This is a genomic window from Streptomyces sp. NPDC056347, from assembly GCF_042262625.1.
Lineage (GTDB): Bacteria > Actinomycetota > Actinomycetes > Streptomycetales > Streptomycetaceae > Streptomyces.
Map to the genome: position 1 here is coordinate 3,924 of NZ_JBHJQP010000160.1, position 14,891 is coordinate 18,814.

13 protein-coding genes are annotated in these 14,891 nt (G+C 72.2%); 2 read left to right on the forward strand and 11 right to left on the reverse strand.

Going from position 1 to position 14,891, the window contains the following annotated elements; all coding sequences use genetic code 11:
- Nucleotides 1–120: 120 nt before the first annotated feature.
- The 11 genes from ACFCV8_RS28640 to ACFCV8_RS28690 all read right to left on the reverse strand — a co-directional run bounded on the left by ACFCV8_RS28640 (nt 121) and on the right by ACFCV8_RS28690 (nt 12,039).
- A complete protein-coding gene (locus tag ACFCV8_RS28640) occupies nt 121–1,224 on the reverse strand; it encodes a polyprenyl synthetase family protein (protein ID WP_376688358.1) in 1,104 nt (367 codons plus the stop codon).
- On the reverse strand, nt 1,221–2,609 hold the full coding sequence (hpnE, locus tag ACFCV8_RS28645) for a hydroxysqualene dehydroxylase HpnE (RefSeq protein WP_376688359.1): 1,389 nt from the start codon (nt 2,607–2,609) through the stop codon (nt 1,221–1,223). The genes ACFCV8_RS28640 and hpnE overlap by 4 nt, the downstream gene beginning before the upstream one ends.
- 118 nt (nt 2,610–2,727) lie before the next feature.
- Nucleotides 2,728–3,648 (reverse strand): presqualene diphosphate synthase HpnD, encoded by a 921-nt coding sequence (gene hpnD / locus ACFCV8_RS28650; RefSeq protein ID WP_376688360.1) that lies wholly within the window; start codon nt 3,646–3,648, stop codon nt 2,728–2,730.
- Between the two features lie 29 nt (nt 3,649–3,677).
- Nucleotides 3,678–4,589: a squalene synthase HpnC gene (gene hpnC, locus ACFCV8_RS28655; protein ID WP_376688361.1), complete on the reverse strand. Its 912-nt coding sequence runs from the start codon at nt 4,587–4,589 to the stop codon at nt 3,678–3,680.
- 444 nt (nt 4,590–5,033) lie between these two features.
- Nucleotides 5,034–5,819 (reverse strand): ABC transporter ATP-binding protein, encoded by a 786-nt coding sequence (locus ACFCV8_RS28660; RefSeq protein WP_376688362.1) that lies wholly within the window; start codon nt 5,817–5,819, stop codon nt 5,034–5,036.
- Nucleotides 5,812–6,741: an ABC transporter permease gene (locus ACFCV8_RS28665; RefSeq protein WP_376688363.1), complete on the reverse strand. Its 930-nt coding sequence runs from the start codon at nt 6,739–6,741 to the stop codon at nt 5,812–5,814. The genes ACFCV8_RS28660 and ACFCV8_RS28665 overlap by 8 nt, the downstream gene beginning before the upstream one ends.
- A 107-nt stretch (nt 6,742–6,848) precedes the next feature.
- Nucleotides 6,849–7,721, reverse strand: coding sequence for a glycosyltransferase family 2 protein (locus ACFCV8_RS28670; RefSeq protein ID WP_376688369.1), 873 nt, complete (start codon nt 7,719–7,721; stop codon nt 6,849–6,851).
- A gap of 8 nt (nt 7,722–7,729) precedes the next feature.
- On the reverse strand, nt 7,730–8,509 hold the full coding sequence (locus tag ACFCV8_RS28675) for a CDP-alcohol phosphatidyltransferase family protein (protein ID WP_376688364.1): 780 nt from the start codon (nt 8,507–8,509) through the stop codon (nt 7,730–7,732).
- A complete protein-coding gene (locus tag ACFCV8_RS28680) occupies nt 8,487–9,548 on the reverse strand; it encodes an iron-containing alcohol dehydrogenase family protein (RefSeq protein ID WP_376688365.1) in 1,062 nt (353 codons plus the stop codon). Before ACFCV8_RS28680 ends, ACFCV8_RS28675 begins: the two co-directional genes overlap by 23 nt.
- The gene (locus ACFCV8_RS28685) at nt 9,536–10,273 is read right to left on the reverse strand and encodes a sugar phosphate nucleotidyltransferase (protein ID WP_376688366.1); all 738 of its coding nucleotides are present in this window, start codon (nt 10,271–10,273) and stop codon (nt 9,536–9,538) included. Before ACFCV8_RS28685 ends, ACFCV8_RS28680 begins: the two co-directional genes overlap by 13 nt.
- Nucleotides 10,270–12,039: a DUF5941 domain-containing protein gene (locus ACFCV8_RS28690; protein WP_376688370.1), complete on the reverse strand. Its 1,770-nt coding sequence runs from the start codon at nt 12,037–12,039 to the stop codon at nt 10,270–10,272. The genes ACFCV8_RS28685 and ACFCV8_RS28690 overlap by 4 nt, the downstream gene beginning before the upstream one ends.
- Nucleotides 12,040–12,476: 437 nt before the next feature.
- On the opposite strand from ACFCV8_RS28690, the gene ACFCV8_RS28695 reads away from it, so the two are divergent.
- Complete coding sequence (locus ACFCV8_RS28695; RefSeq protein ID WP_376688367.1) at nt 12,477–13,418, forward strand: cation diffusion facilitator family transporter; 942 nt, start codon at nt 12,477–12,479, stop codon at nt 13,416–13,418.
- A gap of 203 nt (nt 13,419–13,621) precedes the next feature.
- On the forward strand, nt 13,622–14,890 hold the full coding sequence (locus ACFCV8_RS28700) for a GNAT family N-acetyltransferase (protein WP_376688368.1): 1,269 nt from the start codon (nt 13,622–13,624) through the stop codon (nt 14,888–14,890).
- Nucleotide 14,891 lies beyond the last annotated feature (1 nt).

Genomic DNA, 14,891 nt, shown 5'->3' on the forward strand with positions numbered 1-14,891 from the left:
GTGTGTTCGCAAAATCCGTCACACGTTATGGGTTTCTCTGCTGTGCTGGGGTCTCCGTCGGCCGACGCCCCTTGTCAGGGCGCCGGCCGGCGACTGCGAGTCATATGGAGCAGATGGTCATCATCTCTTTCGTACGACGACGAAGTCAGCGAGCGCCGTGAGCTGCGCCCGCACGGTCTGCGGCATGTCGACGCGGTGCAGCGCCTCGATGGCGACCGCATGCTGCCGACGGGCCTCCTGGGCGGTCCAGTCCCGGCCACCCGCCTCCTCGATGAGCGCCGCACGGGCGGCGAACTCCTCTTCGGAGAAGCTGTCGAAATCGCTGCTCTTGGCGTCGGCGGCGAGCAGTTCGCCCAGCCGCTGCGACGCCGGACCGCCCGCGGCCAGCGCGGCGACGACCGGCAGCGACTTCTTGCGCTGCCGCAGGTCGCTCCAGGTCTGCTTGCCGGTCGACTCCGGGTCGCCCCAGATGCCGAGGAGGTCGTCGACGGCCTGGAAGGCGAGGCCGAGGTGGTAGCCGTACGCCTCCAGGGTGTCGGCGGTGCGGTCGTCGGCGCCGCCGAGCACCGCGCCGATGGAGCAGGCGCAGGCGAGCAGGGCGCCGGTCTTGTTGCCCTCCATCTCCAGGCACTCCTCGACGGTGACCCGCTCACGGTGCTCGTACGAGATGTCCTGCGCCTGGCCGTCGATCAGCTTGCGGCTGGCGGTGGTCAGCCTGCGCGTGGCGCGGCCCGCCTCGACGGTGCCGAGCTCCAGCAGGACCTCGCTCGCGAGGGCGAAGAGCGCGTCGCCGACCAGGATCGCCTGGGCGGGGCCGTGCACCTTCCACACCGTGTCGCGGTGGCGGCGCTGTTCGTCGCCGTCCATCAGGTCGTCGTGCAGCAACGAGAAGTTGTGCACCAGTTCGACGGCGACGGCTCCGGGGACGCCCGCCTCGGGGGCGGCTCCGGCGGCCTCGGCGGACAGCAGGGCGAGGGCCGGACGGACGGCCTTGCCGCCGTCGCCGTCGGCGGGCTGTCCCTGGGCGTCGATCCAGCCGAAGTGGTAGGCGGCGACGGTGTCCATGGGCGGTGCGAGCCGGTCGACGGCGGCCCGGAGCACCGGAGCGGAAAGGGCTCGTCCGCGCTCAAGAAGCGCGGCGACGTCCGTGGTGTCGGCCACGGTGTCAAAAGCCGGATTCGCCGGGGTCACTGACTCTCCTCTTGTTCCGGTGGTACTGCTCATGCCGCTTCCTGCAGCGGATGTTCTTGGGTGCGGCCGAGCGCCCGGAGTGCGGCGTCCGCCGCACTGAATCCGCTGCGGACGGCGCCCTCCATCGTGGCGGGCCAGCCGGTGGCCGTCCACGCCCCGGCCAGGCCGAGGCCGGGCAGGCGGGTGCGGGAACCCGGCCGCAGCCGTCCCGCGCCCGGGGTGGGGGCGAAGGTCGCCGCACGCTCCCGGGTGACGAAGAAGTCCCGGATTCCGGCGCCCCGGGCGGCGGGCAGCAGCCGCTCCAGCTCCGGCAGGTAGCGGGCGCGCAGCTCGGCGACGGGCAGATCGATCTCCTCGCCGGCGGCGGACTGGGACACCGCGAGATACTGCCCGGGGCCGGTGAGCCCGGAGGCGTCCGTACGGTCGAAGACCCACTGGACCGGGGAGCCGAGCGCGGCGAAGAACGGGCGGCGCAGCACCTTGCGGTCGTAGACGACGTGCACGTTGAGGATCGGCGAGGTACCGATGGCCAGCAGCCGGTCGGGGTCGTCGAGCGCGCCTTCGGGGAGCAGGCCGTGGGCCTCGTGCTGCGGGACGGCGAGGACGACGGCGTCCGCCTCGATCCGTTCGCCGCCGGTCTCCACGCTCCAGCGGCCCTCCGCCGTGCGGGTGAGGGCGGTGGCCTTGGCCCGCAGTTCGGTACGGACCCCGGCGGCGTCGAGGGCCTTGCGCGCCAGCGTGTCGTGCACCTCGCCCAGCGGCACCCGCGGCAGGCCGATGTCGGCGGCGCCGGGATCGGACAGGAGCCCGGTCTTGAAGACCTTCGCGGCGAGCGCCAGTGAGGAGTCGGGTGCGGTGGCGTTCAGTGTGGCGACGCCGACCAGGTCCCAGAGGGCCTCGATGGCGCGCGGCGACTGGCCGTGCCGGGCGAGCCAGCTGCCGAAGTCGACGGTGTCGAGGGCCGGGTCGTCCAGGTCGAGGCGGCCGAGGGCCAGCGCGGCGCGACCCACACTCGCCCGCTCGGCGAGCGAGAGGTGCGGGTAGGCGGCCAGCCCGGCGGCGAGATGGAAGGGCACCGGCAGGGCGTTGCGGCGCAGCCGGCCGAGCCGGGGCCCCGAGGGCCGCCCGACGTCGAGGACGGGTACGTCCAGCCGGTCCTGGAGGGGCGCGAGGCGGGCTCCGTCGACCCGGTCGAGGAACCAGCGGTAGGCCGTGCAGCAGCGCAGGTAGACATGCTGTCCGTTGTCGACCGTCAGTTCGCCGCGCCGGAAGGAGAAGGCGAGGCCGCCGAGCCGGGGCCGGCCCTCCAGCAGGGTCACGCCGAGCCCGGCGTCGGCCAGGCGCAGGGCCGAGGTGATGCCGGCGAGGCCGCCGCCGATCACGACCGCGCGGGCGGCGCCCGGTGCTTCGTGCGTCATGCGTCCTCCTTCCGCCGGGTCACTTCAGTCAGGGACGCGTATCCCTGGGACGGGGTTGACCGCTGATGCGATCGGGTCTCCGTGGTGCACATGGTGCGTGAGATGTCCTTACGGCGCATCAGACGCGCCCCCTGGCCGTACGCCGGGAGACGTGCCGGGCGTCGAGACCCGACAGACCGCGCACCGCGACGTACGCCTTCTCGTGCCCGGGCAGCGAGACCCGGCCGCGCAGCACCGCCCCGGGATCGCGCTCGATCCGGTCCAGCAGCCGCCGGTAGATGCCCGCCATGGCCGCCACGCAGGCTCCGCTGCGCCGGTCCAGCATCGGCAGCAGCCGGTACCCCTCGGCGAACAGGGCGCGGGCGCGGCGCACCTCGAAGTGGACCAGCCCCGCGAAGTCGGCGCCGGAGGGGGGTACGGACCGGTGGAAGCCGGCCGAGCAGCCGAACTTGGCGAGGTCGTCGGCCGGCAGATACGTACGCCCGTTGCCCGCGTCCTCGCGGACGTCGCGCAGGATGTTGGTCAGCTGGAGCGCGAGGCCGAGCGTGTCGGCGTACTCCGCGGCCCGTTCGGCCCCCGGAGCGCCGGGCTCGGTCCCGAAGACGCCCAGGCTGAGGCGGCCGATGGCGCCCGCGACGCAGCGGCAGTAGACCTTCAGGTCGTCCCAGGTCTCGTAGGTCGCTCCGCGCACGTCCATCAGTACGCCGTCGATGAGCTCGTCGAGCCCGCCGAGCGGCAGCGGGAAGCGGCGCGCGGCATCGGCGAGCGCGACGGCCACCGGGTCGGTGTCGTCCTCGTCGACCTCGCCGTTCCTGATCCGGTCCAGGACGCCGCGGGTGCCCTCCAGCCGGACCCGCTTGGTCTCCGGGTCCAGCTCGCCGTCGCCGATGTCGTCGACCCGGCGGGAGAAGGCGTACAGCGCCGACATGGCCTGCCGCTTCTCGGTCGGCAGCAGCCTGATCCCGTACGCGAAGTTACGCGCCTGCTGTCCGGTGACCGCCTCGCAGTAACTGTATGCGGCCTGTACCGGTGCCGACATGTACGTCGTCTGTCCCTCCACGGTCCGGCTCACCCCTCTCTACGCGCTCTTCGCAAGACAACTCCCGCCTCGCGCAGCCGTCCGGGCCTGCTGGGCTTGGGCGGTCCGGGCAGTACATCGAACCCGGCGTCGGTGATCGCGGCCAGGGCGGCGTTGCCGCCCGCCACGAATCCGGCGAGAAGCAGCTTGAGCCTGCCGTCGACGCTACCCACGAGGGGGGTGCCTTCATCCAGCAGTTCGCGGGCCCGTTCCGCCTCGTACGCGATCAGCGAGCGCACTGCGGCGCCCGCCGAAGGTGCGGCGAGGTCGGCCTCGGTGACACGGAACCGCGCCATGTCGTCGGCGGGCAGATAGATCCGGTCGCGGCCGAGGTCCTCGGCGACGTCCTGGAGGTGCTCGACGATCTGGAGTCCGGTGCAGACGGCGTCGGAGCGGCGGATGCGCTCGGGGCTGGCGGTGCCGGTGATCTGGAGCACCAGCCGGCCCACGGGGTTGGCGGACAGTTCGCAGTAGGCCAGGAGTTCCTCGTACGTCCCGTAGCGGCGGACCTTCTGGTCCTGCCGGTTCGCCTCCAGGAGGCCGAGGAAGGGTTCCGGGGTGAGGGCGCGGCGCCGCACGGTGGGGCGCAGGCCGCGCAGCAGGGGATGGCGGGGGCCGTCGCCGGACGGGGCGAAGACCCGGTGCAGATCGGCCTCCAGGGCATCGAGCATGGCGAGCCGGTCCCCGGCCCGCGCGGGGTCGAGGCCGAGGTGCCGGGCGTCCGCGCCACCGGGGGCGAGGTCGCCGTCGCCGATGTCGTCGACGAGGCGGGCGTAGCCGTAGACGGCCATGAGGTCGTCGCGCCAGGCCCGGGGCAGGAAGAAGGGCGCTACGGGGAAGTTCTCGTGCGCGGCCTTGTCGAGGGTGCTAGGCGCGGCGTCGCCGGAATGCGTCGGGGTCACCTGTCGCCGCCCGGTGCTGGGACGGCGTGAGCACCCCGGAGCTGGAGATCTTCCGTCATTGCCGCCACATCTCCCGTTCTACACCGCTGACCCAAAACATCCCATTCCGGACACGCCGCCCGCTCGGCCGAGTGCGGAGCGCTGTCTACGGGCCGTGCACCAGGGGCTATCGCCCCACTTGCCTCGAATCAGCACCGGTACAGCTTACGTTGTACAACGCTCATCCATACGGCGGGGTGCGAGGCCTCCCGTCACCCCGCGCGCCGCCCCGCCAACCTTCCACCCGATCAAGGGAATTGACGTCATCCGACGGGACGAGATCCGGCGCGGGGCGTACCGCCGGGCGTGCACCCGTCCGGGCGCCGTCCACCATCCGGACAGCGCGACGGCCCCCGCCGGGCTGTCCGGCAGGGGCCGTCGGGAGGCCTCGGGGCGGCGGGGGCGCTACTTGCCGGTCTCGCGCTCGTACGCCTTGAGCACCTCGTCCGTCGGGCCGTCCATCAGGAGCTCGCCCTTCTCCAGCCAGAGCACCCGGTCACAGGTGTCCCTGATGGACTTGTTGCTGTGGCTGACCAGGAAGACGGTGCCCGCCTCCTTGCGGAGCTCCCGGATGCGCTTCTCGGAGCGGATCTGGAACTTGCGGTCACCGGTCGCCAGCGCCTCGTCGATCATGAGGACGTCGTGGTTCTTCGCCGCGGCGATGGAGAACCGCAGCCGCGCGGCCATGCCGGAGGAGTACGTCCGCATCGGCAGGGTGATGAAGTCGCCCTTCTCGTTGATGCCCGAGAAGTCGACGATGCCCTGGTAGCGCTCGCGGATCTCCTCGCGGGACATGCCCATGGCGAGGCCGCCGAGCACCACGTTGCGCTCGCCGGTCAGATCGCTCATCAGCGCCGCGTTGACGCCGAGCAGCGAGGGCTGGCCGTCGGTGAAGACCTTGCCCTTCTCGGTCGGCAGCAGACCGGCGATGGCCCGCAGCAGCGTCGACTTGCCGGAGCCGTTGGTACCGATGAGGCCGATCGCCTCGCCCCGGTAGGCGGTGAAGGTGACGCCGCGCACGGCGTGGACCTTGCGCACCCCGCGGGGCTCGCCCTTGCCTCGGCGCAGCATCCGGCTCAGCGCCGCGGTGGCGCTGCCCTTGCCGCCGCCCGCGCCGTTGACCCGGTACACGATGTGCACGTCGTCGGCGATGACGGTGGGGACGCGCCCCTGGGTCTTGTCGTCAGCCACGGCCGTACCGTTCCTCTGCCTTCCAGAAGTACACGAAGCCCACGAGCCCGACCAGGACCGCCCAGCCGAGTGCCACGATCCACACGTGCGCGGGCAGGTTCTCGGAGCCGTAGCCGTCGATCAGCGCGAAACGGATCAGGTCCATGTAGATGGCCGCCGGGTTGTACTGGAGCACGTCGGCGATCCAGGCCGGCTTGTCCTTGAGCATCACCGGGATGGAGAACATGACGCCCGAGGCGTACATCCAGGTCCGCATCACGAACGGCATCAGCTGGGCGAGGTCGGGGGTCTTGCTGCCGAGCCGGGCCATGATCAGCGCCAGACCGGTGTTGAAGACGAACTGCATGACCAGCGCCGGAACGACCAGCAGCCACGACGGGCCCGGGTAGCTCCCGAAGGCGACGGCCACGACCGCGAGCACGATCATCGAGTACAGCAGCTGCTGGAGCTGCTGGAGCGAGAACGAGATGGGCAGCGAGGCGCGCGGGAAGTGCAGCGCCCGGACCAGCCCCAGATTCCCGGAGATGGCCCGCACCCCGGCCATGACGGAGCTCTGGGTGAAGGTGAAGACGAACACCCCGGTCACCAGGAACGGGATGAAGACCTCCTGGGTCATTCCCTTCCGGGTGCCCAGGATCAGCCCGAAGATCAGGAAGTAGACCAGGGCGTTGAGCAGCGGCGTGGCCACCTGCCACAGCTGGCCGAGCTTCGCCTGGCTGTACTGGGCGGTCAGCTTCGCCCTGGAGAACGCCATGATGAAGTGGCGCCGGCCCCAGAGCTGCCGGATGTACTCGAGGAGCCCCGGCCGGGCACCGCTCACCGTCAGGCCGTACTTGGCGGCCAGCTCGGCCGGGCTCAGGCCGTCGTCGACGGATGGCGGGGTGCTCAGGGAGACCGCACCGTCGTGGGTTGTGTCACTCACCAGATGAAACTCTCGTATTCAAGATGCGCAGCCAGTCGCGGGCGCGGCTCGGAGCGGACAGATCCCGTAGGGAGAACGTACGTCCCATGCTCTCAGAGGAGAACCTCTCAGATCACGGGAGGGCGGCCGAGGCGGGTCAGCCGCCAGACCGTGCGCCACTTCATCGGGCGGCGGGTTCCGCAGGGGGTGGTCCACCCCTCCCGGAAGCCGCCGAACCATGCCTTCAGCGCCGCTCCCGACGGCCTGCGCAGCAGGGTCAGCAGCAGCCACACGCCGAGGTAGACCGGCACCAGGGGGGCGGGCAGATTGCGGCGCGCCAGCCAGACCCGGTTGCGGGCCACCATCCGGTGGTAGACCGCGTGCCGCGAGGGCGCGGTGGTGGGGTGGTCCAGCACCATGTCCGCGCGGTAGTCGATCATCCAGCCGGCGTCCAGTGCCCGCCAGGCGAGGTCGGTCTCCTCGTGCGCGTAGAAGAACTCCCCGGGCAGCGGGCCCACCTCGGCGACGACCTTGGTGCGTACGGCGTTGGCGCCGCCGAGGAAGGTCGTCACCCGGGAGGAACGCATCGGGTCGGAGGCGCGCAGCCGCGGTACGTGGCGGCGCTGGGTGACACCGGTGTCCGGGTCGGCGATCCGGAAGCTGATGATGCCCAGCCGGGGGTCGGACTCGAAGGCCCGGCGGCACAGCTCGGCGGTGTCGGTGCGCGGCAGCCGCCCGTCGTCGTCGAGGAAGAGCAGGGCGTCCACATCGGCGCCGGACGGGCCGAAGGCCTCGATCCCGACGTTGCGGCCGCCGGGGATGCCCAGGTTCTCGGGCAGCTCGACGGTGCGCACGCCCGCGGGGACGTCCGGTACCGGGGCGCCGTTGCCGACGACCACCACCTCGATCCGGTCGCCCTCCTGCGCGGCGACCGAATCGAGGAGGGCACGGAGCTCCTCGGGGCGATTGCCCATGGTGATGATCACCGCGCCGAGTTTCATGGGCGAGCTCACTTCAGCCTGCTCGACACCAGGATCGACACCAGGTGCAGCAGCGTCTGCAGCAGCGCGATCCCGGCCAGCACGGCGACCATCAGCCGGCTGAAGAAGAGGTCGTCGCGGACCGCGTCGAGGACGGCCGCCACCAGGATGACCAGGGACGCCTCGACCCCGAGGATCAGCCGGTGGAACTTGAGCGCGGCGGCGGCCCGGCGGGCGAGCGCCATCCCGGAGGAGCGCGGCTCGGAGGCGGCCTCCTTGACGGGCGGCAGCCCGCCCTGGTGACGGGCGACGCCGACCAGGTCCGTCTCGGCCTTGATCAGGATGGCGCCGAGGGCCGCGAGCGTGCCCAGGAAGGCCCAGAGCCAGTCGATCCGTCCGGTGCCCCACAGGTCGGCGGCGCGCAGGCCGAAGCCGACCAGCACGGCCGCGTCGCAGAGGTACGCGCCGACCCGGTCGAGGTAGACGCCGCCCAGCGAGAACTGCTTCTTCCAGCGGGCCACCTCGCCGTCGACGCAGTCGAGCAGGAGGTAGAGCTGGACCATCAGCACGCCGAGCAGCGCGCCGGGGATGCCCGGCACGAGCAGGGCCGGTGCGGAGAGCACCCCGGCGACGGTCATCAGGTAGGTCAGCTGGTTGGGAGTGACCCGGGTGTTCACCAGGTGCCGGTCGATGCGCAGCGAGATCTCGCGCATGTAGAGCCGACCAGCCCAGTGCTCACCGCTGCGCCGGTCCTTCACGCCCGGCGGGTGCACGACCGGACGGAGTTCAGCTATCGATGGCTTTTGCATAGTCGGCGTACGCGTCCCTGATCTGGTCGGTGGACAGGTTGAGGTGTTCCAGGATGGTGAAGCGCCCCGGGCGGGTCTGCGGGGCGTACTCGACGGCCCGGACGAACTCGTCGGCGCTGAAGCCGATCTCCTCGGGCCGGACCGGCAGGCCGTGGCGGCGCAGGGTGGCCGCCATGTGCAGCGACTCCTCGCGGACGCCGCGCAGGTACATGGCGAAGCAGGCGCCGAGGCCGACCTGCTCGCCGTGGCTGGCCGCGCGCCGGGGGTACAGCAAATCGAAGGCGTGGTTGATCTCGTGGCAGGCGCCCGAGGCCGGGCGCGAGTCCCCGGCGACGGACATCGAGATGCCGGTCATCACCAGGCCCTCGGCGAGCACCTTGAGGAAGGCGTCGTCGCCGATCCCGCCGGGGTGGCGCAGCACGGCCTCGCCCGCCTGCCGGGCCATGGCGGCGGCCAGGCCGTCGATCTCCTCGCCGGTGATCTCGTGGGAGAGCTCCCAGTCGGCCACGCAGGAGATGTTGGAGACCGCGTCGCCGATCCCCGAGCGCACGAAGCGGGCGGGGGCCTGGCGGACTATGCCGAGGTCGATGACGACCGCGATCGGGGTGGGGACCCCGTAGGAGCCGCGGCCGTTGTCGTTGTCGAGGGTGGCGACGGGTGAGCACAGGCCGTCGTGGGCGAGGTTCGTCGCCACCGCGACCATGGGCAGGCCGACCCGCGCGGCCGCGTACTTCGCCACGTCGACGATCTTGCCGCCGCCGAGGCCGACCACGGCGTCGTACCGGTTGCCCTTGATGTCGTCGGCCAGCTTGACCGCCGAGTCGAGGGTGCCGTCGGTCACCGGGTACCAGTCGGCGCCGGGCAGCGCGGGTGCGAGCCGCTCGCGCAGGGCGCGCCCCGAGCCGTCGCTGATCGCGACGGCGAGCTTGCCGGAGGCGGAGATCCGCTGGTCGGCGAGGAGGCCGGCCAGATCGTCCAGGGCGCCGCGACGGATGTCGACGACGACCGGGGACGGAATGAGCCGGGTCAGTACTGGCACGCGATCTCACGGCCCTTCGCGAGGTCGTCGTGGTTGTCGATCTCCACCCACGTCACTTCGCCGATGGGGGCCACGTCGATGGTGAAGCCGCGGTTCACGAGCTCCTGGTAGCCGTCCTCGTAGTAGAGGTCGGGGTCGCGCTCGAAGGTCGCCTTCAGGGCGTCGGCCAGCTCCGCGGCGGCCTCGGGCTCGATGAGGGTGACGCCGATGTACTCACCGCTCGCGGCGGCGGGGTCCATCAGCTTGGTGATGTGCCGCACGCCCTTGCCGTCCTCGGCGACGACCTTCATCTCCTCGTCGGCGAGCTGCTTGACCGCGTCGAGGGCGAGGATGATCCGGCGGCCCTCGCCACGGGCGGCGAGCAGGGTCTTCTCGACGGAGACCGGGTGGACGGTGTCGCCGTTGGCCAGGATGACGCCGCGGCCCAGCACCTCACGGGCGCACCACAGGGAGTAGGCGTTGTTCCACTCCTCGGCCTTGTCGTTGTCGATCAGGGTGATGCTGAGGCCGTAGGTGGCCTCCAGCTCGGCCTTGCGGGCGTACACGGCCTCCTTGCGGTAGCCGACGACGACGGCGACCTCGGTGAGTCCGATCTCCGCGAAGTTGGCCAGCGTGAGGTCCAGGACGGTCTTCTCGCCGTCGACAGGCACGAGGGCCTTCGGGAGCGTGTCGGTGTAGGGGCGCAGACGCCGTCCTGCACCGGCTGCCAGTACGAGGCCGATCATGCGGGTTCTCCTTCGTCGTGAACGGCGGGTGCTCCGGAGGACACCCAGAAGCGGATGGACTCCACCAGCACCACCAGGGCCACCGCCACGGCGAGCGTGGTGAGTGCCGCGGTGAAGGCCGAGGTCCGGGTGAATACGGCGGCCAGTACGGTCACCGCCAGGACGCGGCCCTCGTGCCCGCCGATCGTGCGGACCAGCCACCGGGGCGGCGCGCCCGTGCCGCCTCGGATGCGGTACACGGTGTCGTAGTGATGGTAGGCGACGGCGGAGACCAGCCCGAAGGCCGCCGGGAGAGCGCCCGGGACATCGCTGCGGGCCGCGAGGATCAGCACGGTGCAGTACTCGGCGGCCCGGAACGCCGGGGGCACCAGCCAGTCGAGGGCGCCCTTGAGGGGGCGGGAGACGGCCATGCCGGAGAACATCGCGTAGACCACCGCGGCCAGGATGGTGTGCCAGCTGCCGAAGGGCTGGGTGAGCGCGGAGGCGACCATCAGCGCGCCGGCGAGCAGGGCCGTGACCGGGGCGCTCCAGCTGCCGCCGAGCCGGGGCCCGAACCTGGCGACGGCCTCGGCCAGCGGGCCGGAGTCGGCGAGGTCCGCGAGGGCCCGGGCGGCGCGGTCGGTGCGCCGCGCCTTGCGGGTGAGCGAGCGCAGCAGCCGCCCGGCGGTGGTGTAGCAGGCGGCGAAGGAGCAGCCGACGAGCAGGGCGTAGAAGACGATCCGGGGCGTGGTGACGGCGGTGAGGACCGCGATCATCGCCCAGCGCTCACCGATCGGGAGCACGATCATGCGGCGCAGCCAGACCGTCCAGCCGACGCTGTCGAGCTTGGTGGAGAGGGCCGCCGTGGGGCTCGAATTGGCCACCGCGTCGTGATTGGCCTCGTTGAACGAGAAGTCGATGACGTGCCGGCAGGCCTGGAGCACCATCGCGCCGAGGGCGAGCGCCCAGACGTCGTCGCCGCCGCGGGCGGCACCGAGCGCGAGGCCCGCGTAGTAGGCGTACTCCTTGGCCCGGTCGAAGGTCGCGTCCAGCCAGGCGCCCATCGTGGAGTACTGGAGCGAGTAGCGGGCGAGCTGGCCGTCGGTGCAGTCGAGCACGAAGGAGAGGAGGAGCAGCACCCCGGCGGCGACGTAGCCGCCCCGGGTGCCGGTGGCCGCGCTGCCGGCCGCTATGAGCGCGGTCAGCAGGGAGGCGGTGGTGACCTGGTTGGGCGTGAGGCCGCGACGCGCGCACCAGCGGGCGATGTAGCGGGAGTACGGGCTGATGAAGAACGTGGTGAAGAAGCCGTCGTGGGCCTTCACGGCGCTGCGCAGCCGTACGGCCTCGTCGTCCACGGCGTCGCGGGCGAGCTGTGCCGCCTCACGCGCGGGCCCGTCGGTGGGTACGGCGGCGACCAGCGAGCCGAGCTCGGGGCGCTGGACCGTGGTGCCCCCGGCGTCCATGGCGAGGGCGAGGCGGCCGGGTACGGTGCGGTCGGTGACCGGCACGTCGGCGGGGCCGGTGGGCAGTCCCGCGCCGACGGCCTCGGCCGCGGTGTCCAGGGCCCGGGCGAGCGCGGGGCGCGACTCGGGCTGCGCGGTGAGCGCGCCGGGCACGGTGGCGGCGGGGAACCGGGGGTCGGTCAGTCCGAGCCGGAGGGCGTGGACATGACCGACGAAGCGGGGGTCCACCAGTGCGACGCGGCGGTCGGCGGGGACGGCCGAGAGCAGCCGTGCGGCCTCGGACACATCGGCGGCGATCTGTACGTCGAAGCCGAGTGACCGCAGATCGTCCGCGAGCGACGACCCGGGTACCGGTGCACCGGTGAGGATGGCGGTCGACAGACGAACTCACTCCTTGGTGCTGACGGGGTCGGCGCGCGACAGTGCGGCCCGGATGCGGGCCGGCGGCACGTCGGCAGAGGCTATCGGATGAACGGAAGCACGAGTTCACCGACCGTTTGCGCCCTGTTCGGGGTGGACCGGCACCATGCGGTGCCGTCCGCGATCATCATCGTCGATCGCCGCCCCCACTGACAAAACGCGGCGGCAGCGGCTCGCTCGCCCATCCGGCTCCAACGCTCTGACCTGCCAGCATTTCCGCAGGTCACAGCATATGACAACGGTGTTCAGTACCGTGTTGCCGCATACCCCCCACCCGTAGTTGACTGGGCCTCCCGGGCCGATCGCGTCCGGGGCGTCGAGACGACCTGGAGGCGTTCCTCATGGGGGCAGGGCACGACCACGGACACACACACGGCGGGCCACCGCCCACCGGCACGGCGGCGGCCGCCCACCGGGGGCGGCTGCGCATCGCGCTCGGCATCACACTCACCGTGATGACCGTGGAGATCGTCGGCGGTCTGTTCGCCAACTCCCTCGCGCTGATCGCCGACGCGGCCCACATGGCGACCGACGCCCTGGGGCTGGGCATGGCGCTGCTGGCGATCCACTTCGCCAATCGCCCGGCCGGGCCGAACCGCACCTTCGGCTATGCCCGCGCCGAGATCCTCGCCGCGCTGGCCAACTGTGTGCTGCTGCTCGGGGTGGGCGGCTTCCTGCTCGTCGAGGCCGTCGACCGCTTCATCACCCCCGCCGAGACCAGGGGCGGGGTGGCCATCGCCGTCGCCGCGGTCGGCATGGTCGCCAACATCGTCTCGCTGTCGCTGCTGATGCGCGGACAGAAGGAGAGCCTCAATGTGCGCGGCGCGTATCTGGAGGTGATGGCGGACACCCTCGGTTCGGTCGCGGTGCTGGTCTCGGCCGGGATCATCCTGCTCACCGGCTGGCAGGCCGCCGACCCGATCGCCTCGCTGGTCATCGGCCTGATGATCGTCCCGCGTACGGTGAAGCTGCTCCGGGAGACGCTCAACGTGCTGCTGGAGTCGGCGCCCAAGGGGGTCGACATGGCGGAGGTGCGTTCCCACATCGTCGCGCTGCCGGGCGTGCTGGACGTCCACGACCTGCACGCCTGGACGATCACTTCGGGCATGCCGGTGCTCTCCGCCCATGTGGTGGTGCGCCAGGACGCGCTGGACTCCATCGGCCACGAGAAGCTGCTCCACGAGCTCCAGGGCTGCCTCGGTACCCACTTCGACGTGGAGCACTGCACCTTCCAGCTGGAGCCGAGCGGCCATGCCGAGCACGAGGCCAAGCTCTGCCACTGATCCCGTGAACCCGGCCGTGTAGGGTATTCGCAGAGGCGTTCGGCCTCCCCGCGTACGAGAGAGGAGCTGAGGTTGATGACCGTCGCGACGGCGCCCGCCCGGCGCACCACCCGGTCCTTCCTCATCTCCCGGGTTCTCGGCTAGCCCCCGACCCGCAACGGGTCGACCCGTTGGCCGGAGCCCTCGTACCCAAGGGTTCCACGTTGACCGACAACGACCACGCCGTCCGCACCGAGGCGTTCTTCTCCCTTCACCACGGCCTGCCCCGGCAGAGCCCCGGCTCCGACGCCACCACCCGGCGCCTGCTGGAGTACGCCGGCCCGCTGCCGGAGCGTCCGCGCGTCCTGGACCTGGGCTGCGGGCCCGGCCGGGCCGCGCTGCTCCTCGCCGCCGAGACCGGCGCCGAGGTGACCGCCGTCGACCTCCATCAGCCCTTCCTCGACGAGCTGCGCGCGGCGGCCGAAGCCCGTGGGCTCGGTGATCGCGTCCGTACCGTCCGGGCCGACATGGGCGACCTCCGCGGCCCCGGGTTCCCCGACGGGTCCTTCGACCTGGTCTGGGCGGAGGGCTCGGCGTACCTCGTCGGGTTCGACACCGCGCTGCGGGACTGGAAGCGGCTGCTCGCCCCGGGCGGCTCGCTGGTGGTCACCGAGTGTGTCTGGACGACCGGCGCCCCGACCGCCGAGGCGCGCGCCTTCTGGGAGCGGGAGACGACCATGCGCCCGGTGGCGGGCAACACCGCCGCGGCCGTGGCGGCCGGCTACCACGTGCTGGGGACGCTGGTGCAGCCCGACACCGACTGGGACGCGTACTACCTTCCGCTGGCCGAGCGGGTCGCGGCCGCCGACGCCTCGGCTCCCGGCATGGCGTGGGCCCTCGCGGCGACCCGTGAGGAACTGGCCATGCGGCGCGAGCACGGCGCGGAGTACGGCTACGCGGGCTATGCGCTGCGCCCGGCCGACCCGCGCTGGCCGGTCCGGCCGGAGACGGCGGCGGACACGGCGGCCGTGCACGCGGTCAACGCCGCGGCGTTCCCCACGCCGGACGAGGCGGCGCTCGTCGACGCACTGCGCGCCGATCCGGAGGCCTGGCTGCCCGGGCTCTCCATGGTGGCCACGGACGGCCCGGGCGGCACCGTCGCGGCGTACGCCCTGCTGACCCGGTGCCGGGTCGGCGGGTCCCCGGCGCTCGCGCTGGCCCCGGTGTCCACGGCCCCGGAGCACCAGCGGCGGGGCGCCGGGCAGGCCGCGGTGCGGGCGGCGCTCGACGCGGCCCGGCTGCGGGGCGAGTCGCTGGTCCTGGTGCTCGGCCATCCCGGGTACTACCCGAGGTTCGGATTCGTACCGGCGTCGCGGTACGGGATCCGGCCGGGCTTCGACGTCCCGGACGAGGCGATGATGGCGCTGGTGCTCGACACGGCCGCGCCGGTGCCGCGGGGCACGATCGTCTATCCGGCCGCCTTCGGGGTCTGAC

Coding starts and splice junctions, on each gene's coding strand:
- ACFCV8_RS28640 (WP_376688358.1), bottom strand. CDS start 1,224: ATGAGCAGTACCACCGGAACAAGAGGAGAGTCAGTGACCCCGGCGAAT.
- hpnE (WP_376688359.1), bottom strand. CDS start 2,609: ATGACGCACGAAGCACCGGGCGCCGCCCGCGCGGTCGTGATCGGCGGC.
- hpnD (WP_376688360.1), bottom strand. CDS start 3,648: ATGTCGGCACCGGTACAGGCCGCATACAGTTACTGCGAGGCGGTCACC.
- ACFCV8_RS28670 (WP_376688369.1), bottom strand. CDS start 7,721: ATGAAACTCGGCGCGGTGATCATCACCATGGGCAATCGCCCCGAGGAG.
- ACFCV8_RS28675 (WP_376688364.1), bottom strand. CDS start 8,509: ATGCAAAAGCCATCGATAGCTGAACTCCGTCCGGTCGTGCACCCGCCG.
- ACFCV8_RS28685 (WP_376688366.1), bottom strand. CDS start 10,273: ATGATCGGCCTCGTACTGGCAGCCGGTGCAGGACGGCGTCTGCGCCCC.
- ACFCV8_RS28695 (WP_376688367.1), top strand. CDS start 12,477: ATGGGGGCAGGGCACGACCACGGACACACACACGGCGGGCCACCGCCC.